The sequence below is a fragment of the Azospira sp. genome (assembly GCF_030247495.1).
In the GTDB taxonomy this organism is placed as follows: Bacteria; Pseudomonadota; Gammaproteobacteria; order Burkholderiales; family Rhodocyclaceae; genus Azospira; species Azospira oryzae.
The window spans coordinates 135,949-154,941 of record NZ_JAOTRW010000005.1 but is presented as its reverse complement, the minus strand read 5'-3'; the positions used below and the strand labels follow the sequence as shown (position 1 = coordinate 154,941).

Annotated in this window: 18 protein-coding genes; 11 read left to right on the top strand and 7 right to left on the bottom strand. The window is 62.7% G+C overall.

The features are described 5' to 3' along the window. The 8 genes from ntrC to OEL49_RS08795 all read left to right on the top strand — a co-directional run bounded on the left by ntrC (position 1) and on the right by OEL49_RS08795 (position 7,435). Complete coding sequence (ntrC, locus tag OEL49_RS08830; protein ID WP_014236154.1) at positions 1–1,437, top strand: nitrogen regulation protein NR(I); 1,437 nt, start codon at positions 1–3, stop codon at positions 1,435–1,437. Between the two features lie 132 nt (positions 1,438–1,569). After that, positions 1,570–2,373 (top strand): biotin--[acetyl-CoA-carboxylase] ligase, encoded by an 804-nt coding sequence (locus OEL49_RS08825; protein ID WP_287874421.1) that lies wholly within the window; start codon positions 1,570–1,572, stop codon positions 2,371–2,373. Further along, positions 2,370–3,128 carry a type III pantothenate kinase gene (locus OEL49_RS08820; protein ID WP_014236156.1) on the top strand — a complete coding sequence of 253 codons (759 nt, stop codon included), beginning with the start codon at positions 2,370–2,372 and terminating at the stop codon, positions 3,126–3,128. Before OEL49_RS08825 ends, OEL49_RS08820 begins: the two co-directional genes overlap by 4 nt. 108 nt (positions 3,129–3,236) lie before the next feature. Beyond that, positions 3,237–4,601, top strand: a complete 1,365-nt coding sequence (locus tag OEL49_RS08815) for a TrpB-like pyridoxal phosphate-dependent enzyme (protein ID WP_014236157.1) — start codon at positions 3,237–3,239, stop codon at positions 4,599–4,601. Positions 4,602–4,632: 31 nt separating this feature from the next. Continuing rightward, positions 4,633–5,493 (top strand): SPOR domain-containing protein, encoded by an 861-nt coding sequence (locus OEL49_RS08810; RefSeq protein WP_287874420.1) that lies wholly within the window; start codon positions 4,633–4,635, stop codon positions 5,491–5,493. Position 5,494: 1 nt separating this feature from the next. Next, a complete protein-coding gene (coaE, locus tag OEL49_RS08805; RefSeq protein WP_014236159.1) occupies positions 5,495–6,112 on the top strand; it encodes a dephospho-CoA kinase in 618 nt (205 codons plus the stop codon). Positions 6,113–6,258: 146 nt separating this feature from the next. Then, complete coding sequence (gene zapD / locus OEL49_RS08800; protein ID WP_014236160.1) at positions 6,259–7,011, top strand: cell division protein ZapD; 753 nt, start codon at positions 6,259–6,261, stop codon at positions 7,009–7,011. 214 nt (positions 7,012–7,225) lie between these two features. Then, a complete protein-coding gene (locus OEL49_RS08795) occupies positions 7,226–7,435 on the top strand; it encodes a DNA gyrase inhibitor YacG (protein ID WP_014236161.1) in 210 nt (69 codons plus the stop codon). Positions 7,436–7,438: 3 nt separating this feature from the next. Here OEL49_RS08795 and OEL49_RS08790 read toward each other — a convergent pair whose 3' ends face one another. Next, a complete protein-coding gene (locus OEL49_RS08790; RefSeq protein ID WP_014236162.1) occupies positions 7,439–8,386 on the bottom strand; it encodes a Nudix family hydrolase in 948 nt (315 codons plus the stop codon). Further along, positions 8,383–9,306 carry an ATP-binding protein gene (locus OEL49_RS08785; RefSeq protein ID WP_014236163.1) on the bottom strand — a complete coding sequence of 308 codons (924 nt, stop codon included), beginning with the start codon at positions 9,304–9,306 and terminating at the stop codon, positions 8,383–8,385. The genes OEL49_RS08790 and OEL49_RS08785 overlap by 4 nt, the downstream gene beginning before the upstream one ends. A 60-nt stretch (positions 9,307–9,366) precedes the next feature. On the opposite strand from OEL49_RS08785, the gene OEL49_RS08780 reads away from it, so the two are divergent. Together OEL49_RS08780 and OEL49_RS08775 are read left to right on the top strand one after the other, a co-directional pair. Next, complete coding sequence (locus tag OEL49_RS08780; protein ID WP_014236164.1) at positions 9,367–10,605, top strand: murein transglycosylase A; 1,239 nt, start codon at positions 9,367–9,369, stop codon at positions 10,603–10,605. Between the two features lie 182 nt (positions 10,606–10,787). Continuing rightward, complete coding sequence (locus tag OEL49_RS08775; protein ID WP_014236165.1) at positions 10,788–11,993, top strand: ammonium transporter; 1,206 nt, start codon at positions 10,788–10,790, stop codon at positions 11,991–11,993. A gap of 441 nt (positions 11,994–12,434) precedes the next feature. Here the strand turns inward: OEL49_RS08775 and OEL49_RS08770 are convergent, their stop codons facing one another. The 3 genes from OEL49_RS08770 to OEL49_RS08760 all read right to left on the bottom strand — a co-directional run bounded on the left by OEL49_RS08770 (position 12,435) and on the right by OEL49_RS08760 (position 16,501). Beyond that, positions 12,435–13,691: a hypothetical protein gene (locus OEL49_RS08770; RefSeq protein ID WP_014236166.1), complete on the bottom strand. Its 1,257-nt coding sequence runs from the start codon at positions 13,689–13,691 to the stop codon at positions 12,435–12,437. A 142-nt stretch (positions 13,692–13,833) separates the two neighbouring features. After that, positions 13,834–14,337: a Cu(I)-responsive transcriptional regulator gene (gene cueR, locus OEL49_RS08765; protein ID WP_232058772.1), complete on the bottom strand. Its 504-nt coding sequence runs from the start codon at positions 14,335–14,337 to the stop codon at positions 13,834–13,836. Beyond that, positions 14,282–16,501, bottom strand: a complete 2,220-nt coding sequence (locus tag OEL49_RS08760; protein WP_014236168.1) for a heavy metal translocating P-type ATPase — start codon at positions 16,499–16,501, stop codon at positions 14,282–14,284. Before OEL49_RS08760 ends, cueR begins: the two co-directional genes overlap by 56 nt. 177 nt (positions 16,502–16,678) lie before the next feature. On the opposite strand from OEL49_RS08760, the gene OEL49_RS08755 reads away from it, so the two are divergent. Next, positions 16,679–16,888: a heavy-metal-associated domain-containing protein gene (locus OEL49_RS08755; protein WP_014236169.1), complete on the top strand. Its 210-nt coding sequence runs from the start codon at positions 16,679–16,681 to the stop codon at positions 16,886–16,888. A 15-nt stretch (positions 16,889–16,903) separates the two neighbouring features. Here the strand turns inward: OEL49_RS08755 and OEL49_RS08750 are convergent, their stop codons facing one another. Both OEL49_RS08750 and OEL49_RS08745 read right to left on the bottom strand, forming a co-directional pair. Beyond that, on the bottom strand, positions 16,904–18,271 hold the full coding sequence (locus OEL49_RS08750; protein WP_014236170.1) for a heavy metal sensor histidine kinase: 1,368 nt from the start codon (positions 18,269–18,271) through the stop codon (positions 16,904–16,906). Next, a complete protein-coding gene (locus tag OEL49_RS08745) occupies positions 18,268–18,945 on the bottom strand; it encodes a heavy metal response regulator transcription factor (RefSeq protein WP_014236171.1) in 678 nt (225 codons plus the stop codon). Before OEL49_RS08745 ends, OEL49_RS08750 begins: the two co-directional genes overlap by 4 nt. Between the last annotated feature and the right edge of the window lie 48 nt (positions 18,946–18,993).

Sequence of the window (18,993 nt, the reverse complement as noted above, 5' to 3'; positions counted from 1 at the left end):
ATGAAACCCGTCTGGATTGTCGACGATGACCGCTCCATCCGCTGGGTCCTGGAAAAGGCCCTGGCCCGGGAACAGATCGCCCACAAGAGCTTCGCCTCCGCCGTGGATGCCCTGGCCGCCCTGGACGCCGGAGAGGTGCCCCAGGTCCTGCTTTCGGACATCCGCATGCCCGGCCAGTCCGGCCTGGAGCTGCTGCAGCACGTGAAGTCCCACATCCCCTCCCTGCCGGTCATCATCATGACCGCCTACTCGGACCTGGAGAGCGCCGTCGCCGCCTTCCAGGGCGGGGCCTTCGAATACCTGCCCAAACCCTTCGACGTGGACCAGGCCCTGGAACTGATCCGCCGGGCCCTGGATGAGTCGATGCACCAGGATGGTGCGGTTGAGGAAACCAGCATCAGTCCGGAGATCCTCGGTCAGGCTCCGGCCATGCAGGAAGTCTTCCGCGCCATCGGCCGTCTGGCCATGAGCCACGCCACCGTGCTCATCACCGGCGAATCCGGTTCCGGCAAGGAGCTGGTGGCTCGGGCCCTGCATCGCCACAGCCCCAGGGCGGACAAGCCCTTCATCGCCATCAACACCGCGGCCATTCCCAAGGACCTGCTCGAATCCGAACTGTTCGGCCATGAGCGGGGCGCCTTCACCGGCGCCGCCACCCAGCGCCGGGGCCGTTTCGAGCAGGCCGAAGGCGGCACCCTGTTCCTCGACGAAATCGGCGACATGCCCTCGGAACTGCAGACCCGCCTGCTGCGGGTGCTCTCCGACGGCCACTACTACCGGGTCGGCGGCCACCAGCCGTTGAAGGCCAATGTGCGGGTCATCGCCGCCACCCACCAGAACCTGGAAACCCGGGTCAAGGACGGTCTCTTCCGGGAGGATCTGTTCCACCGCCTCAACGTCATCCGTATCCGCCTGCCGGCCCTGCGCGAGCGGCGTGAGGACATTCCCCTGCTGGCCCGCCACTTCCTCGCCAAGAGCGCCCAGGAGCTGGGGGTGGAGCCCAAGCGCCTGTCCGACGGGGCGGTGAAGTTCCTCGTTTCCCTCGACTTCCAGGGCAACGTGCGGCAGCTGGAAAACCTCTGCCATTGGCTCACCGTCATGGCTCCCGGCCAGCTGGTGGAAGTGGGGGACCTGCCGCCGGAACTGCGGGAAACCTCCCCCGCCAGCGGCGCCGGCGTCATCGGCGGCTGGGAGGAAGCCCTGGCGGCCGAGGCCGATCGGCTCCTGGCCCGGGGCGTGCCGGACATCCACGGCAAGCTCTCCGACACCTTCGAGCGCATCCTCATCTCCCGTGCTCTGGCCCACACCGGCGGCCGCCGCATCGAGGCGGCCCAGGCCCTGGGCATCGGCCGCAACACCATCACCCGCAAGATCCAGGAGCTGGGCCTGGAGGGCGGCAAGGCCGCCGCTGCGGCCGAGGAACCGGCGGCGGAATAAGCGGCTTCGGCCCCGCCGGGGGATTCGATTCCCGGCGGCGGCTGCCTCTGAGGCCAGAGCATGGGGCCAGAGAAGTTTTTCCTTCCCGGCCTTATCCCCGATAATGGTGCCTTCATTCCTTCTGGCGCTGTCATGGCTGCATCCCTGATCGACCCGGCCCTCCTCGTTTCCCGCCTCGGCGCCATCGTCGGCCGGGTGGATGTGGACAGCCTGGAAAGCTGCGATTCCACCAGTTCCGAACTGTCGCGCCGGGCCGCCCGGGGGGCGCCGGCCGGCAGCGTGGTGGTGGCCGACCGGCAGAGCGCCGGCCGCGGGCGGCGCGGCCGGGACTGGGTTTCCAGCCCCGAGGACAGTCTCACCTTTTCCCTGTTGTGGCGTTTTGCCGGCGGCTTCGACAAGGTGGCCGGCCTGTCCCTGGCCGTTGGCGTGGCCGTCGCCCGGGCCTGCGAATCCCTCGGCGCCGCCGGTGTGGTCCTGAAATGGCCCAACGACGTGCTGGCCCCGGTGCCGGGCGGCCTCGGCAAGCTGGCCGGCATCCTGGTGGAACTGTCGTCCAGCCGCAGCGGCACCGAGGCCATCATCGGCATCGGTATTAATTTGCGGGCACCGGCGGTGAGTGCGCCCGGCGGGCTGGCCCCGGCCGGTCTGGCGACGCTGATGGGCGCGGTGCCGGAGCGCCACGACCTGCTGGCGGCCCTGCTGCGGGAGCTGGTGGCGGTGCTGGACCGCTTCAGTCGCGGCGGCTTTGCCGCCCTCGCCGACGACTGGCAGCAGCGCCATGCCTGGCAGGACTGTCCGGTGCATTTGCTGGAGGAAGGCAAGGTGGTGGCCTCCGGCCTGTGCCGCGGCGCCGACGGCGACGGCGCCCTGCTGCTGGAGGGCCCGGACGGCGTGCTGCGCCACCTGGCCGGCGACCTTTCCCTGAGGCCCCTATGATCCTGCTGCTCGATGCCGGCAACACCCGCCTCAAGTGGGGCCTGCGCCAGGCCGGCGCCTGGCGTGCCCGGGGCGCCCTGGAACGGGAGCGCATCGGCGACCTGCCCCATGCCCTGCGCCAGGCCCTGCCGGCGGGGCAGGGCCTGCAGCGCATCCTCTTTTGCAACGTGGCCGGACCGGAAGTGGCGGCGGCCGTGGCCCAGGCCCTGGTGCCCCTGTCCCCCGGGCTGGAGAATTTTCTGGCGACGCCGGAAGCTGCCGGGGTGCGCAACGGCTACGCCCGCCCGGCCCAGCTGGGGGCGGACCGCTGGGCCGCCCTGGTGGGCGCCTGGAACCAGGAGCGACGGCCTTGCCTGGTGGTCAATGCGGGAACCGCCCTGACCATCGATGTGCTGCTGGAAGACCCGGAGCGGCCCGGTCACGGCTATTTCGCCGGCGGCTGCATCCTGCCCGGCTTCGACCTGATGCGGGGCGCCCTCAACCGCCACACGGCCCAGCTGCCCCTGGCCGAGGGGGATTTCGCCGAGCTGCCGCGCAGCACCGATGCGGCCATCGTCAGCGGCTGCCTGCATGCCCAGGCCGGCGCCGTGGAGCGGCTCTACCGGCAGCTGCCGCCCGGCTCCCCCTGCCTGCTTTCCGGCGGCGGCGCCGCCCAGCTGGACGAATGCCTGGACCCGGCCCTGCCGGTGCGCCGGGTGGATTACCTGGTGCTGGAAGGACTGGCCCGGGTCGCCGATCTAACGGCCGTCGCCTGACGGCCGCTGCGGCGGCCCCGCCCGGCCGGAAAGCCGGGGCGGGGCCGCGTTATACTTCGCCTGCCGGCCTTGCTGCCGGCCAGAACCGTTAAAAGACAAAGGGAGATCATGGAGAACACCCGCATCCTGCTCGAGCAGAACGAGATTCCGACCCACTGGTACAACATCGTGGCCGACCTGAAGACCCCGCCGGTCCCGCCCCTGGGTCCGGACGGCCAGCCGGCGACGCCGGAGCAGATGGGCGTCATCTTCCCCGGCGCCATCCTCGAACAGGAAATGTCGGACCAGCGCTGGATTCCCATTCCCCAGGAAGTGCGCGAAATCTACCGCCTGTGGCGCCCCGCGCCCCTGGTCCGGGCCGTGCGCCTGGAGCAGGCCCTGGGCACCACCGCCAAGATTTACTACAAGTACGAAGGCGTCTCCCCGGCCGGCTCCCACAAGCCCAACTCCGCCGTGCCCCAGGCCTTCTACAACAAGCAGGCCGGCATCAAGCGCCTGACCACTGAAACCGGCGCCGGCCAGTGGGGCTCCTCCATCTCCTTCGCCGGCCAGATGTTCGGCTTGCCGGTGCGGGTGTACATGGTCAAGGTCAGCTACGACCAGAAGCCCTACCGCCGCCTGATGATGCAGACCTGGGGTGCCGAAGTCTTCGCCAGCCCCTCCGAGCTGACCCAGACCGGCCGTGCCGCCCTGGCGGAGAATCCTGACAACCAGGGCTCCCTGGGCCTGGCCATCTCCGAAGCGGTGGAAGAGGCCGCCTCCCGCCCCGACACCAACTACACCCTGGGCTCCGTGCTCAACCACGTACTGCTGCACCAGACCATCGTCGGCCTGGAAGCGAAGAAGCAGTTCGACAAGATCGGCGAATACCCGGATGTGGTCATCGGGCCCTGTGGCGGCGGCTCCTCCTTCGGTGGCATCGCCTTCCCCTTCCTGGCCGACAAGGCCGCCGGCGACAAGCGGGCGGAAAACCTGCGCTGCCTGGCGGTGGAACCCACCTCCTGCCCGACCCTGACCAAGGGCGCCTACGCCTACGACTTCGGCGACGCCTCCGGCTTCACCCCCTTGATGAAGATGTACACCCTGGGTCACGACTTCATGCCCCCCGGTATCCACGCCGGCGGCCTGCGTTACCACGGCGCCTCGCCCCTGGTTTCCCAGGTGGTGCATGAGGGCCTGGTGGAGCCGGTGGCCGTCTCCCAGCTGGCCACCTTCGAGGCCGGCGTGCAGTTCGCCCGGGCCGAGGGCATCATTCCCGCCCCCGAATCCTGCCACGCCATCCGCGCCGCCATCGACGAGGCCCTGAAGGCCAAGGTGACCGGCGAGCCCAAGGTGATCCTGTTCAACCTCACCGGCCACGGCCACTTCGACATGTCTTCCTACGAGCGCTTCTTCAGCGGCAAGCTGGAGGACTACGACTACCCGGCCGAGGCGGTCGCCCGTTCCCTGGAACATCTGCCCAAGGTGGGCTGAGGCCAGCCGGCCTTTTCCGGAGATTTCCGTCATGCGCGTCCTGGTCTTCCTGCTGGTTCTGGCCAATCTGCTGTTCTTCGTCTTCGCCCGGGGCTATCTGGGCGGCGGCGACAACCCGGATGGGGAGCGGCTGCACCAGCAGCTGCAGCCGGAGCGCATCGTCATCGTCAGCAAGGGCGAGCCGGCGGCGGAGGCAGGTGAGAAGCCGACCGCCGAGGCCCCTGCCCCCGTAGCCAAGGAGGACGCGCCTGCCAGCCATGGGGTGGCGGAGACGCCCGTCCCTGCTGCCTCCCAGGCGACCGATAAGAAGGCGGACGAAAAGAAGGGCGACGAGAAAAAGCCGGAGGAAAAGAAGCCGGAAGAGAAAAAGGCCGAGGACAAGAAAGCCGAGGACAAGAAAGCCGAGGAGAAGAAGGCCCAGGCCTGCCTGGCCTGGCCCGACCTGCCGGCGGCCGAGGCCGACGCCCTGGTGGCCCTGGCCAAGAAGCGCTACCCGAGCCTGACCCTCTCCCGCAGCGTGGTCTCCGCCGAAGGCGGCAGCCACTGGGTGTATATCCCGCCCCTGGCAAGCAAGGCCGACGCCGAGCGCAAGGCCGGCGAGCTGAAGAAGCTGGGGGTCACAGAGTTCTTCATCGTCACCGAAGCCGGCGCCAACCAGTACGCCATTTCCCTCGGCATCTTCTCCAGCGAGCAGGGCGCCAAGGACCAGCTGGACAGCCTCAAGGCCAAGGGCGTGCGTTCGGCCAAGGTGGGGCTGCGGGGCGGCAAGACCACCGCCGTGCATGTGGAAGCCCGGGGCGATCCGACCCAGATCCAGGGCCTCAAGGATTCGGGCACCGCCATCACCGCCACGCCCTCCGCCTGCGAGGCCAAGGCGGCGAAGAAGCCCTGAAATGCCCTACGTCGTCGGGCTGACCGGCGGAATCGGCAGCGGCAAGAGCACCGTGGCCGACCTTTTCGTCGCCCGGGGCGCCGCCCTGGTGGATACGGATGCCATCGCCCACGAACTGACCGGGCCCCATGGCGCCGCCATGGCGGCCATCGCAGAGGCCTTCGGGCCGGCGGTGGTGGACGCCCGGGGCGCCCTGGACCGGGCCGCCATGCGCCGCCAGGTCTTTGCCGACGCCACGGCGCGCCAGCGCCTGGAAGCCATTCTCCATCCCCTGATCCGCGCCGAGAGCGATCGCCGCTGCCAGGCGGCCCGGGCGCCCTACGTCATCCTGGCGGTGCCCCTGCTGGTGGAATCGGGCAGCTACCGGGAACGGGTGCAGCGGGTGCTGGTGGTGGATTGCCCCGAGGCGGTCCAGGTGGCCCGGGTGATGGCCCGCAACGGCCTGGGCGAGGCCGAGGTGCAGGCCATCCTGGCGGCCCAGGCCAGCCGCCAGCAGCGCCTGGCGGTGGCCGACGACGTGGTGGACAACGGCGGCGATGCGGCCGCCCTGGTCCCCCAGGTGGAGCGCCTGCACCACCAGTATCTGGCGGCCGCTTCCGGAATTCATGCACCAACTTGATGCATATTATTCAAATTTATGCCCAAAGGCTTATTAGTGTTGAGGTTTATGGCTGAATGGTTCAGAATCCTCGCACTTTGACGACATAATGCCCGCCGTAAGCGCACTTACCGGACCCTGACTGGCAAACCCTGGCGAAACCTGGCGTGATCACCTACGAATATCCCTTCAATGAGCGCATCCGCACCCTGCTGCGGCTGGAGGATTTGTTCGACAAGGCCGCCTACTATCTCCAGGCCGAAGGCCACCTGGAACACCATGTCGTCCTGCTGACCCTGTTCGAAATCCTGGAAGTTTCCCGGGCCGACCTGAAAATGGACCTGATCCAGGAACTGGAGCGCCAGCGCCAGACCCTGCTGGCCTTCCGCAACAACCCCGACATTTCCGAAGAGGCCCTTTCCGGCGCCCTCTACGAGATCGAGCAGGCCTCCGCCGCCCTGCTGGCCATGACCGGCAAGATCGGTCAGCACCTGCGCGACAATGAGTGGCTGATGAGCATCAAGAGCCGGGCCGCCATTCCCGGCGGCGTCTGCGAATTCGATCTGCCCTCCTACCATTTCTGGCAGCACCACCCGGCCGAGCAGCGCCGGGCCGCCCTCATGGGCTGGCTCAAGCCCCTGCTGCCCCTGCGCGACGGCCTCACCATCGTGCTGCGCCTACTGCGCTCCTCCGGCCGGCCCAAGGCCCAGGTGGCGCCCTCCGGCGGTTTCCAACTCATGCTCGGCGGCAGCAATGCCCAGATGGTGCGGGTCACCCTGCGGGACGGCGACCCCGCCATTCCCGAAATCAGCGCCAACAAATACGCCCTGAACATCCGCTTCACCTGCCCGGACGGCGACCTCAAGCCCCGGGCCTGCGACCGCGAGGTCGCCTTCGACATGACCTTCTGCAACCTCTGAGCGTCATTGGGGCGGCCGCTCGCGCTGCTTCGCCTTCCATCCCGCTGCTGAATGTCCTTTTCCCGTTCCGGACTCGGGTTTCCACGTCTGCGCCTAGGAAGACTGCGGCGGCCTGGAAATTCTGCTTTAATGCGGCCCGTGGCGCTGCGGGATTGCTCCTGCCGCCGCCGTACCTTTTCCCTTTCGCCCATTCCGTCCCTGGCTGCCATCGCCCATGAACGCTCCCCGTAAAGTCCGTTGCCCCCAGTGCGGCGGCGACTCCCTCTGGTCCCCCGACAATCCCTATCGTCCCTTCTGCTCCAAGCGCTGCAAGCTGATCGACCTGGGCGCCTGGGCTTCCGAGTCCTACCGGGTGCCGGTGCAGGAAGAGGCCGGCCCGGGGGAAGACGGGGCCGTTGCCGACAGCCCCTTCCCCAAGGCCTGAGGCCTACCAGCCGCGCATCAGGGCGATGCCCTGGGCGCCGTGGCGGCGGGCCGTTTCCAGCTCCGCCGTGGTCATGCCTCCCAGGGCGTAGACCGGCTGGGCGCAATCGAACACCCACTCGCCGAAAACGTCCCAGCCCAGCCCGGCCTGCTCCGGATGGCTGGGGGTGGGCCGGACCGGGCCGAGGACGCTGAAATCCAGCTCCAGCCGGTCGGCCAGGGCCAGTTCCTCCGGCGAATGGCAGGAGGCGGCCACCAGGGGGAAGTCGGGGCGGGCCGTGAGGGTCTGCAGGCGGGCGGCGGGCAGGTGGATGCCGTCGGCGCCGAGGCGGCGGGCGAGGGTATCGCTGGCCTCGTCCGGCGCGTTGAGCAGGGCCCGGGCGCCGTGGGCGTGGGCCAGGGCCACCACCCGGGCGGCGAAATCGGCCCGGACGGCAGGGGGCAGCTGCTTGTCTCGGACCTGCACCAGCTTCAGCCCCCCGGCCAGGGCCCGCTCCAGACGTGCCATTTCAGCCTCCACTCCCCGCTCCTCGGCCTGGGTCAAGGCGTACAGGGGGGGCAGGGCCAGGGCCCGCAGAATGGGGCCGTTGGCCGGCAGGATGGGCTCAACGCCAGCATCCATGCCGATCCTGGCCCAGGCAAAGGCGGAGTGCTCGATCGGGGCGATCTCCCCCTCCCAGGCGGTGACGCGGAAGAACTTGAGGCGCACCGTGGCGTGGGGATAGACGAAGCGGCGGGAAATCCAGGGCGTGGCGGCGGTGACGGTGATGCCCAGCTCCTCCTGCAGTTCCCGGTCCAGGGCCTGGCGGTGGCTCTCGCCGGCTTCCACCTTGCCGCCGGGAAACTCCCAGTAGCCGGCGTAGACCTTGCCCTCTGGGCGGCAGGCGAGGAGAAACTCCTGGCCGCCATTGCGTTCAATGACGGCTGCCGATACTTCCACCACCTTGCTCATTTGCCACCCTTCGGCGCGTGGCTGCCGGCGTAGTCCCGGGCGAACTGCCAGGCTACCCGGCCGCTGCGGGAGCCGCGCTGCAGGGCCCAGTTGAGGGCATCCCGCTCCCAGCTCTCGCGCGCCGCTGCGGCGCAGCCGAAGTGGGCCAGCCAGTGGGCGGTGATGTTGAGGTAGTCGTCCTGGCTGAAGGGGTAGAAGGAAATCCACAGGCCGAAGCGTTCGGAGAGGGAGATCTTTTCCTCGATGGCCTCCCCCGGGTGGATTTCGTCGCCCACCTTGCTCGTCTCCAGGTTCTCCGCGTGGTACTCGGGCATCAGGTGGCGACGGTTGGAGGTGGCGTAGATCAGCACGTTGTCCGGGACGCTGGTGACGGAACCGTCCAGCACCGACTTCAGGGCCTTGTAGCCGTCCTCGCCGGCCTCGAAGGAGAGGTCGTCGCTGAAGATGATGAAATGCTCGGGGCGGCCCGCCACCATATCCACGATGTCCGGCAGGTCCACCAGGTCCGACTTGTCCACCTCGATCAGGCGCAGGCCCTTCTTGGCGTATTCGTTGAGCAGGGCCTTCACCAGGGAGGACTTGCCGCAGCCCCGGGTGCCGGTCAGCAGCACGTTGTTGGCCGGGCGGCCGGCGAGGAACTGACGGGTGTTGGCGACGATGCGCTGCTTCTGGTCGTCGATGTCCTGCAGGTCCTTGAGACGGATCGGGTGGGGCTGGGCCACGGCCTGCAGGAAGCCGCGGCCGTTCTTGCGCCGCCAGCGGTAGGCCGGGGCTTTCCAGTCGGGCTGGGGCAGGGCTTCGGGCAGCAGGGGCTCGAGGCGGGCGAGCAGGGCTTCGGCCGTGTCGAGGAAGCGCACCAGGCGTTCCAGGGGATCGGCCACGGCGGCTGCCGTACGGGGCGTCTTGGCAGGTGAGGGCATGGGGCTACCGGTATACTGGGGAAAAGTCCGGACCTTAGCCCAATCATGCCCATAAGCCAAATGCCCCGCCGCCTGCTCCTGCTTGCCGCCAGCCTGGCCCTCCTGGCCGGCTGCGCCACGGCGCCCCGGCCGGCGGCCACCGCCGCCGGCGCCTGCCCGGCCTGTCCCGTCTGCCCGGCGCCCGGCGCCGCCCCGGTGTGTCCGCCCGCCGGCGCCCAGCTGCCGCCGCCCCCCGCCGCCAAGCCCCTGCAGCCGGCCCGCTGGGAAGACCTGCCCGGCTGGGGCGAGGACGATCTGGGCGCAGCCTGGCCGGCCTTCCTGCAATCCTGCAAGGGCCTGGTGGGCAAGAAGGAATGGCCCCTGTGGCGTCCCGCCTGCGATGAAGCCCAGACCCTGGGGAGCAAGCCGGACAACGGCAGCCTGCGGCGCTTCTTCGAATCCCGCTTCCAGCCCTATCTGCTGACCAATCCGGAAGGCACCGTCGAGGGCATGATCACCGGCTATTACGAGCCCCTGCTCAAAGGCAGCCGCAAGCCCACCGGTCCCGGCCGCTATGCCGTGCTGGGGGTGCCGGACGATCTGCTCACCATCGACCTCTCCGAGCTGTATCCGGACCTCAAGAACTACCGCCTGCGGGGCCGCCTGCTGGGCAACAAGGTGGTGCCCTACTGGTCCCGGGCCGAACTGATGGCCAGGGAGGATAGCCTCAAGGCCCGCACCCTGCTGTGGGTGGACGATCCCATCGAGCTGTTCTTCCTGCAGATCCAGGGCTCCGGTCGGGTCCGGCTGCCCGACGGCAGCATCGTTCGCCTCGGTTACGCCGACCAGAACGGCCACCCCTACCAGTCCATCGGCCGGGTGCTGATCGAGCGGGGCGAGCTGAAACCGGAGCAGGCTTCCATGCAGGGTATCCAGGCCTGGGCCCGGGCCAATCCGGCCAAGGTCAACGACCTGCTCAACGCCAATCCCAGCTACGTCTTTTTCCGGGAGCTGGACCTGCCCGCCAGCGAAGGCCCCATCGGCGCCCTGGGCGTGCCCCTGACTCCGGAGCGCAGCATCGCCATCGATCCCCGCAGCACGCCCCTGGGGGCACCGGTGTTCCTGGCGGCGAGCCATCCCAACAGCAGCAAACCCCTGCGCCGCCTGGTGCTGGCCCAAGACACGGGCGGCGCCATCAAGGGCGTGGTGCGGGCCGACTACTTCTGGGGCTACGGCGCCGAGGCCGGCGCCCTGGCCGGGCGGATGAAGCAGACGGGGCAGATGTGGGTGCTGCTGCCACCCGGTCTGGGACCCCGCTAAGGGGCCGGACGGCGGGCGCCCCGGTACGGTGCAAAATGCACCAATAGGCAGCATGTCCGGTGCAATACGCACAATGCCGGTGCGTACCTGCCGGGCGCCTATGGCTAAGGTAATGATTTAACAGTGCTAAGCCCCTGGAACGGGGCTTGCTTTTGTGGTGCCAACTTTTTGCTGGAGGCACCATGGAAGCTTACAAGTCCGCCTCGGACACCCTTTTCGTTCTCTTGGGCGCCATTATGGTGCTCGCCATGCACGCCGGTTTTGCCTTCCTCGAACTGGGCACCGTGCGCCGCAAGAACCAGGTCAATGCCCTGGTTAAGATCCTTTCCGACTTCGCCGTGTCCACCCTGGCCTACTTCTTCGTCGGCTACGGCATCGCCTACGGCGTGCATTTCTTCCAGGACGCCCAGGCGCTGATGCAGAACAGCGGCCACGACCTGACCAAGTTCTTCTTCCTGCTCACTTTCGCCGCCGCCATCCCGGCCATCATCTCCGGCGGCATCGCCGAGCGGGCCCGCTTCAATCCCCAGCTGGCCGCCACCTTCTGCCTGGTGGGCTTCGTCTATCCCTTCTTCGAAGGCATCGCCTGGAACCACGCCTTCGGCATCCAGGAATGGCTGCTGGCCAGCTTCGGCGCCGAGTTCCACGATTTCGCCGGCTCCGTGGTGGTGCATGCCATGGGCGGCTGGATCGCCCTGCCCGCCGTACTCCTGCTCGGCGCCCGCCGCGGCCGCTACCACAAGGATGGCGGCATAGCCGGCGCCCATCCGCCGTCCTCCATTCCCTTCCTGGCCCTGGGCGCCTGGATCCTCATCGTCGGCTGGTTCGGCTTCAACGTTATGAGCGCCCAGAGCCTGGACAAGATTTCCGGCCTGGTGGCCCTCAACTCCCTCATGGCCATGGTGGGCGGCACCCTGGCGGCCCTGGTGCTGGGCAAGAATGACCCGGGCTTCGTGCATAACGGCCCCCTGGCCGGCCTGGTGGCCGTCTGCGCCGGCTCCGACCTGATGCACCCCCTTGGTGCCCTGGTCACCGGCGGCGTTGCCGGTGCCCTTTTCGTTGTCATGTTCACCCTGACCCAGAACCGCTGGAAGATCGACGACGTGCTCGGCGTTTGGCCCCTGCACGGCCTGTGCGGCGCCTGGGGCGGCATCGCCGCCGGCATCTTCGGGCTGGAGGCCCTGGGTGGCGCCGGCGGCGTTTCCTTCCTGTCCCAGCTGCTCATGACCGGCCTGGCCATCGTCATCGCCCTGGTGGGCGGCGGCCTGGTCTATGGCGTCATCAAGCAGCTGGTGGGCATCCGCCTGGACCAGGAGGATGAATACAACGGCGCCGACCTTTCCATCCACAAGATCACCGCCTCCGCCGAGCGGGAAACCCTCTGGTAATTCACGCTTTCTGTTTCCGGACAATAGTTTCTTGAAATGAAATGGAGAATCTTGAAACTAAATAAAAACAAGGAGATAGCCGTTTTGCTGCAAAAATGAGCTGATGGTAGTAAATAAAGTCGGCCGGACAACAATGGAAAAGAGGCCCCGCAATTGCGTGGCCTCTTTTTCATTTGGTTGCCATAGCTCAATCGATATCGCCCCGAGTGAAAGGCTTCAATGTGGCTACTATGGTTGCGTTACTTCACTAGCTCCGGCTGCTTTATGTGTGATGAGTGCATTATTGCTTCGATGATGTGGCTACAAAGCCGGAAGGGGTCATGTGGCAGTTATGTCGAGAGATCGTTCGCTTACTGGCACGTATGCCCGATGACCACGATGTGGAATGTTGGGGGCTAGACTGCACTTGGTCAGGCGTATCCGGATTCCCCACTGGACGGCTCAAACGCAACAGCGGCAGGCCAACTTGTCTAGGATATGATGGTTATCGCCAAGTTTGCAGAGGGACTCAAAATGCCGATCGAGCTCTTCAAAAAGGATGTATCCCAAGGAAAACTCATCAGGTCGCTGGAACATCGGGCGTTTCAGTTGATCAACAATCTCCCGCTCGCGGGCCGCTGGCGCCACTAGATAAAGATGTTCCTCCTTTCCCGGAATGGAAAGGGCCATATCGGTGAGGCGCAATATTCCGGAATAGATGGAGGTACTTTTTTCAACCTCAAAGGCGGCGGCAATCTGCGCCTTCCCCTTGTACAGCCAAAGGACATCGATCAGTTCCGCCGTAGCGTGCACCTCCGGAGACAATCCCAAGTCTGGAAGGTGCTCTAGGCAGTGGAATCCCAGCGGGCGGCCTTGGTATTGCGCACTACGGTCATTGCGTGCGACCAAGACGTCATATCCCAGGGTACGCCCTAGTTCAGAAAGTTGGTGCTGAACCTTGGTGTGCAGCCGTTCCTCCACAACATCCTGTTCAACCTGTGCGTGCCGTTTGCGGCGACTTTTCTCCAGTTTTTCCTGCTCCGCAGCCAAAGTCTGCTGGCCATTAGAATCGGGGGCCAAGCGTCCTACCCCGATCTCAAACAACATGCCACTGAACGCGCCAAGATCCTTGGAAAGTGTTCCAAGCGTCGAATTGGCTTCGATGATCGTCTCGCGCATTTCCAGGTAGCTGTCCCAAGACCCTAACTTCTTCTTGGCCTGAAAGAGGGCATTGAAACCGTTGAGCATCGCCGTATTAAATGGCGGAAACAGTGTGGGATGAAGAAAGTAGAGGATATTGGCGACCGCTGGCCCCAGGCCCTTGATGCTGCGGCCGGCAAGCTTCAAAACTTCCCTTTCCAGAATCCGGATGTCGGCGGTTTCCAGGCAGGCGAAGAGAAATTCCCCGAACGCCCCCTTATTTTCATCGTTCTCGTAGATATCCGGGATGCGAAGCTTAGGCTTCCAATAGAAGGGATGGGCCGCCCCTTCAAACACCTGCTTTTGCTCAGCAATACAGCTCAGCACAAATTCCAGCGATGATCCTTTGAAGTCGTTGGGGAAACGCTTCTGCTTGATGTCTTCGACAACCGTACCAACACCGCGCCGGATGCTTCGAAACGCTTTGAGGCGATCTTCACTACTAACAAACCAAGTGTTGTAAACAGACTCGGGGTCAGCCTTATAGGCTTGCGCTATGGGCAGGAGAAGTTGCTTCATGACGAAGCATTATGAAAGGGCGGAATTACTTTTGCTAGTACAAAAGGCAATCAGAACGCCTCATTCCCCTAATTACCTAGGCGTAGTTCCATGCATTTGACCAATTCCTTGGCTCAGCGCATTTCCCTCAATCGTTCTGAAGCTACGGCGATAGACTAAGACCCGTCATGGAAAGATGGTTACTATCGCCAGCCAGTTCTTCCAGGATGGGGCAATCGGGCCGGTGATTTCCTTGGCAACAACTGACTAGATGCTGGAGCGCCTTTTTCATTGCAAGAAGCTCTTGGAGCTTATTTTCGAGCTCGTCTAGATGCTCCTTGGCCAGGGCTTTTACCTCGCGGCTGGTACGGTCTCGGTTCTGCCAAAGACTTAGCAAATTCCGAATTTCATCAATGGAGAATCCGAGATCTCGAGATCGACGAATAAACTGCAGGGTCCGGATGTCAGCTAATCCGTATTGGCGGTAGCCCGCCGCAGTCCTACTGGCCGGTGGCAACAACCCTACACTCTCATAATGACGAATCATCTTGGTCGAGATGCCGGCGGCCTTTGCTACCTCTCCAATATTCATTTTAGCTCCCTGGCTAGATTCAATCAGGATGTCTGATATCACTGGCGCTACGCCAGCGGCGAAGTAATAGCGCATTCATTACTACGCTAACACTACTGAATGCCATCGCTGCCCCTGCAACAACAGGACTTAGCATTCCGGCAGCTGCGAGGGGAATACCGAGGATGTTGTAAGCAAAAGCCCAAAAAAGACCCTGTTTGATTTTTCCGTAAGTGCGGCGAGAAACATCGAGAGAATCGGCAACCAGGCGGGGGTCTCCTCGCATTAAGGTGATTCCGGCTGCCTGCATCGCCACATCGGTCCCAGTGGACATGCTGAGCCCAACATCAGCGGCGACCAAACTGGGAGCATCGTTCAGTCCATCTCCAACCATTGCCACAACGTATCCACGGTCACGGAGGTCCTGAATGATTGAGGCCTTATCCTCTGGCAACAATCCAGCCCAGACTTCATCAATACCCAGATTCTCGGCAACGGCGTTGGCGCTTCCCTGATTATCCCCAGTCAACATCACTGTTTTGATGCCTAGCTTATGCAAGTTGGCCACCGCTTGGTAAGAAGCACCTTTCACAGCATCACCAAAAGCTAGAAGGCCCAATGTCTCTGTTTCATTTCCGCGGCTACGAAGTAGCCAGGAGATAGTTCGCCCTTGCTTTTCAAGGGCAGCCGCACGTTCCAGTAGTCGAGCGGGGGCTGTTCCAGACTCCAACATTAGTCGGGTGCTACCCAGCATCAGGATTTCCCCACCAACTACTCCTTGCACTCCACGTCCAGGAAGGGCTTTGGCATTCACCGTGTCGGGTACTGCTAGTTGTTGTGATTTGGCCATTTCCAGGACAGCATGGGCCAAGGGGTGGTCACTGGTCTTTTGCAGCGCAGCCGACAACTGAAGGATGTTGTTCTTGTCCATGCCTTCAACAGCCTCGACAGCGACCAGCATTGGCTTTCCCTCCGTCAATGTTCCCGTCTTATCAAAAGCAACGGCTGTCACCGAGTGGGCAATTTCGAGTGCTTCAGCGTCTTTGATCAGGATGCCATGTCGGGCCGCCACACCGGTACCCGCCATTATTGAGGTAGGGGTGGCAAGGCCAAGGGCGCATGGACAGGCAATCACTAAGACTGTTACCGCATTGATCAATGCGACCTCCCAGTCCGCCAGGAGTAGCACCCAAACGATAAATGTCAGTATGGCGATGGAAAGGACTACTGGTACGAAGACAGCGCTGATTCGATCAACGATACGCTGAATCGGAGCTTTGGCTGCTTGCGCAGATTCCACCATCCGGATGATGCGGGCTAGAGTGGTTTCTGTACCGATGGCGATGGTTCGCAGAACCATTAATCCTTCACCATTCACCGATCCGCCTGTCACCTGATCACCAGGAGCCTTCGCGATAGGGAGGCTTTCTCCGGTAATCAGAGCTTCATCGACGTGGCTTTGTCCATTGATGACAGTCCCATCCACTGGGATCCGCTCTCCTGGCCGTACCACCACCTTGTCTCCGATTGCAACTTGCTGGACAGGAATAGAGACTTCCTGCCCTTCTATCAGGACGCGAGCCACCGTTGGGCGAAGTGCGTTAAGGGACCTTATAGCGTCGGTAGTTTGTCGCTTGGCTCGTGCTTCCAGCCATTTCCCCAGAAGCACCAAAGTGATGACAGCCGCAGATGCCTCAAAATAAAGATGGGGCATTCTGGTATCTGCATTTCTCCAAAGCAGATACACCGATAAGCCATAGGCAGCAGAAGTTCCCAGGGCCACCAATAGGTCCATATTGCCGGCACGGGCCCGAACTGCCTTCCACCCGGCCCGGTAAAACCGTAAGCCCAGCCAGAACTGAACGGGGGTTGCCAAGGCAAGTTGCCACCAGCCATCCAACATCCATTCCTTCCCCAGGAGCTCAAGCAGCATCGGTGCAAGTAGCGGAAGTGTAAGGACGATACTAACTGCGACCGGCCACCATTCCGGAAAACGTCGCTTCACAGCGGGAACTTCTCCAGCTGTCTCGGGGCTGGCGGCATACCCGGCTTTCCCAATGGCTGCGGCAAGCGTGGCAAACGATACGTCGGGCAACGTGATCACCGTCGCCTTTTCAGAGGCCAAATTTATTGAAGCCTCTTGCACTCCAGGCACCTTTAAAAGGGCTTTCTCCACCCGGGCGACACAGGAGGCACAACTCATCCCGTCGACTAAAAGGGTGTGGTTCGTAGTGCGAATAGTTGAAGTAAAGGCAGACATGGAACTCTCCAGAAGCGTTATAGCGCCTATGCTGAAGATTCCCATGGTGGGAAGGTCAACGGTTCAAACTAAAAAAATCGACTTCATCCAAATAGCGACATCACGGAGTTGACCTTCCCCCTGTAGGAAGGAAGAAAGTGGTCAGGGTAACTTCCCAAAAAATGAAAGGAGAAAACCGTGATTACCTTCAAAGTTGATGACATGACCTGTGGCCATTGCGTCAGCAAGCTCACCCAGGCGCTTCGGGATCTGGACAAACATGCCAAGATCACAATCACTCTGGAACAGCATCTGATATCTATTGAATCAGTAAGCGTTAGTGTTGAAGAGGTGGAAGGTGCAATTTCTGAAGCTGGCTATATGCCCCTCAGGGTCGAGAATGCTTAAGTAGTGGCAGGCTGCTTACTGCTGAATAGATGGCAGCCGTAGTTCAAAGGTTGTCAATCCATCCTCAGAGCGCACCGTCGCATTGCCTCCGTGGGCGCGCAGGATAGATCGCGTAATAGCGAGGCCTAAGCCCGCTCCTTCGGAGTCCCGTTGCCTTGACGGATCGGCCCGATAAAAGCGGTCAAATAATCGAGGAAGATGCTCCGGAGAGATAGTTTGGCCTGTATTGCTAATGCTGATAGTTGCCATTCCATCGACGTTTGTTAGCAACACGGCAATGACGCCACTCCTAGGGGTGTGTCGGAAAGCATTGGATAGCAAGTTGCCAATAGCTCGCCGGAGCATCAACCTATCACCTGCTACGGAAGCCTCTCCTTTGATGGATAGGGTTACGCCCCTTTCATCCGCCAGAGCTTCATAAAACTCCAGTAAGTCATCGGTTTCCTCACGCAAGTTCAGCGGCCCAAGTTCCGGCACAACTAGATCGTTTTCAGCTTTAGCCAGAAACAACATATCTGCGATGGTTCGGGAAAGCCGCTCGAATTCTTCGGAGTTCGATACCAATACCTCTCGATATTCCTCGGCAGTGCGAGTTTTCGATAGTGTGACTTGTGTCTGGGTAAGGAGGTTACTAACTGGTGTGCGCAACTCGTGTGCAAGGTCAGAGGAAAATTCGGAGAGTCGACGGAAGGACGCCTCAAGGCGACCGAGCATTTCATTTAGCGTCCTAGCTACTTCCGCAAGTTCGATGGGGAAGTCTTCTGCAGTCAGCCGGCGGTCTAAGTGGTCGGCCGTAATCCCCGCAGTATCGCGGCATATTTCCCGTAAGGGGGAAAGCCCCCCTCTGGCAGCCAGCCAGCCGAATAGACCACTAGCTATCGCGGCCAAGGCGACTAAACCCCAGAACGTCTTATTGAAAGAGTGCATGAAATGTTCATGGACTTGCAATTCAGTGGAGACTGCAACGATGGCACCTCCAGTAACAGTGCCGGATATGCCTCGAAAAAGCTGCCCATCTTCATTTCGCCAGAGCTTAGGGTGAGTTCTAAGGTCAGTGCCTGGCACCTTCATGATCGATGGAAAATCAACACTGCCATGGGAATAAATCGGCTTGCCGGAAGCATCCCAAATAGCTACTGCCAGTCCGTGATGCCCAACCAGTGCTGCGTCCAGTCGGTCACTCAAGGCACTCTGACTGTGCTCCCATAGAGCATGGCCGACGAGCTCGAACTTCCCCACCAACAGTTCTGTGTCCATTTCTTCAAAGTGGCGCTCAACCAGAGCACCAACCGCTAGCCCAAGTGTTGTCAGCACCAGGGCGGAAACAACAGTAAAAAGTAGTGTTAGCCGAAGCGTTATAGACTTCTTGCCTAAGGGCTTCATTCCCCATCCTCCAGCACATACCCCATGCCTCGTGCTGTCCGGATCAGCTTTAGCTCGAATCCGTCGTCCACTTTGGACCGCAAGCGACGAATGGCGACCTCAATAATATTGGTGTCGCTGTCGAAATTCATATCCCAGACCTGGGATGCGATGAGGGATCGGGGCAGCACCTCGCCACGTCGGCGTAGCAAAAGTTCCAGTAAGGAAAATTCCTTGGATGTCAGGTCGATCTTTCTCCCTCCACGAGTGACCCGACGCCGGCGAAGATCCAGTTCCAGATCTGCAATTCGCAAAACATCATCCTCGCGGGCCTTTGTACCACGGCGCAAAAGCGTTCTAACTCTTGCGAGCAGTTCTGCAAAAGCGAAGGGTTTTACGAGGTAATCATCCGCCCCCAGTTCTAGGCCTTTGACCCGGTCATCCACCGAGTCGCGAGCAGTAAGGAAAAGTACGGGGATTTCCTTGCCGGCCTTACGGATTCCTTGCAATACCTGCCATCCATCAATACCGGGAAGCATTACGTCGAGAATGGCCAAGTCATAGGCTTCAGTTAGGGCCAGATGTAGTCCATCGAACCCATCCCGAGCTAGGTCCACTACAAACCCGGCTTCTGAGAGCCCCTTATGCAGATAGTCACCTGTTTTGGGTTCGTCTTCTACGACCAGTATCTTCACATCACTCTCCTGAAGGTCGAATAGGTGCATTGTGAGGCTGAAATCACC

Excerpts from the sequence above, each read along its gene's own strand:
- ntrC (WP_014236154.1), top strand. The coding sequence starts at position 1 with ATGAAACCCGTCTGGATTGTCGACGATGACCGCTCCATCCGCTGGGTC.
- OEL49_RS08825 (WP_287874421.1), top strand. The coding sequence starts at position 1,570 with ATGGCTGCATCCCTGATCGACCCGGCCCTCCTCGTTTCCCGCCTCGGC.
- OEL49_RS08820 (WP_014236156.1), top strand. The coding sequence starts at position 2,370 with ATGATCCTGCTGCTCGATGCCGGCAACACCCGCCTCAAGTGGGGCCTG.
- OEL49_RS08815 (WP_014236157.1), top strand. The coding sequence starts at position 3,237 with ATGGAGAACACCCGCATCCTGCTCGAGCAGAACGAGATTCCGACCCAC.
- OEL49_RS08810 (WP_287874420.1), top strand. The coding sequence starts at position 4,633 with ATGCGCGTCCTGGTCTTCCTGCTGGTTCTGGCCAATCTGCTGTTCTTC.
- coaE (WP_014236159.1), top strand. The coding sequence starts at position 5,495 with ATGCCCTACGTCGTCGGGCTGACCGGCGGAATCGGCAGCGGCAAGAGC.
- OEL49_RS08795 (WP_014236161.1), top strand. The coding sequence starts at position 7,226 with ATGAACGCTCCCCGTAAAGTCCGTTGCCCCCAGTGCGGCGGCGACTCC.
- OEL49_RS08790 (WP_014236162.1), bottom strand. The coding sequence starts at position 8,386 with ATGAGCAAGGTGGTGGAAGTATCGGCAGCCGTCATTGAACGCAATGGC.
- OEL49_RS08785 (WP_014236163.1), bottom strand. The coding sequence starts at position 9,306 with ATGCCCTCACCTGCCAAGACGCCCCGTACGGCAGCCGCCGTGGCCGAT.
- OEL49_RS08780 (WP_014236164.1), top strand. The coding sequence starts at position 9,367 with ATGCCCCGCCGCCTGCTCCTGCTTGCCGCCAGCCTGGCCCTCCTGGCC.
- OEL49_RS08775 (WP_014236165.1), top strand. The coding sequence starts at position 10,788 with ATGGAAGCTTACAAGTCCGCCTCGGACACCCTTTTCGTTCTCTTGGGC.
- OEL49_RS08770 (WP_014236166.1), bottom strand. The coding sequence starts at position 13,691 with ATGAAGCAACTTCTCCTGCCCATAGCGCAAGCCTATAAGGCTGACCCC.
- cueR (WP_232058772.1), bottom strand. The coding sequence starts at position 14,337 with ATGCGCTATTACTTCGCCGCTGGCGTAGCGCCAGTGATATCAGACATC.
- OEL49_RS08760 (WP_014236168.1), bottom strand. The coding sequence starts at position 16,501 with ATGTCTGCCTTTACTTCAACTATTCGCACTACGAACCACACCCTTTTA.
- OEL49_RS08750 (WP_014236170.1), bottom strand. The coding sequence starts at position 18,271 with ATGAAGCCCTTAGGCAAGAAGTCTATAACGCTTCGGCTAACACTACTT.